Here is a 1,171-nt window from a genome sequence, read left to right on the forward strand (position 1 = left end):
TTCCCGCCCTCGCCTCGCCTGGACCGCAAAGCTGCTGCTGGCCCCGGCCCTCGTGGCGCTGGCCCACAGCGCCGCCGCCGCGACCATCTGCGACCGCTACTGCGACGGCCGCGACCCGGCGCTGTCACCCGGGGATCGCCAGGCAGTGAGCACGACGATCTACTCGCGCAAGCTCGTCTTGCACTTCGACGATGCCGACGACATGGGCTGGGCCTCGATCGAGAACGGCTCGCCCGGCGACGAGGTGTGGCTCGACCGCTCGTTCGACAACGGCCGCAGCTGGGCCGGCGGCAGCAAGCTGGGCGACACCACCGTCCCCACGGGCAACCAGGGCTGGCGCACGCTGATGTTCAACGCCGACGACTGGGCCAATCGCGGCGTTGGCGTGCTGCGCGCCTGCGGCAAGGCCGGCGACCGCCCCGAGATCGCCTGCACCCCCTGGGCGCGAACCACGTGGAATGCCGGCGACCGGCGCACCGCCGCCGCGACGGCGCTGATGGGCTTCTACAACCAGGGCTCGGGTTTGTTCGATACCACCGGTTGGTGGAATTCAGCCAATGCGCTGACGGCGCTGATACAGAACATTCAGGTCAGCGGCATGGGGAGTTATACCTACGCCATCGAAAACACCTACGACCGCAATATCAATGCAGCCAAGGGTCAATTCCGGAATGACTATATCGACGACACCGGCTGGTGGGGACTGGCCTGGATCGCCGCATATGACCAGACAAAAGACCAGCGCTACCTGAATACCGCCAAGGCCGACGCCGACTACATGGCCACATTCTGGGATGGCACCTGTGGCGGCGGGGTTTGGTGGAGCGAGGCAAAAACCTACAAAAACGCGATCTCCAACAGTTTGTACCTGCACTTGAACGCGGCGCTGCATAACCGCATCCCGGGCGACACGCTGTATTTGAAGCGGGCCAAAGACGAATGGGCTTGGTTCAAGGGCACTGGCATGGTCAACGCCGACAACCTCGTCAACGACGGCATCAGCCTGACGACCTGCAAGAACAACGGCTCGCAGGTCTGGTCTTACAACCAGGGCGTGCTCGTCGGCGCGCTGGCCGAGCTGTACCGCGCCACCGGCGACACGTCGGTGAAGACGATGGCCAAGCGCATCGCCAATGCGTCGACCACGACGCCGCTGCTGCATGTCAACGGC

1 protein-coding gene is annotated in these 1,171 nt (G+C 64.9%); it reads left to right on the plus strand.

Annotated elements, in window-relative coordinates:
• Positions 1-1,171: glycoside hydrolase family 76 protein (locus AC1DYI_RS36340; RefSeq protein ID WP_477208938.1), on the plus strand; the 1,171-nt coding region annotated here is incomplete at both ends.

The organism is Ideonella sp. P3_A4 (genome assembly GCF_056403075.1).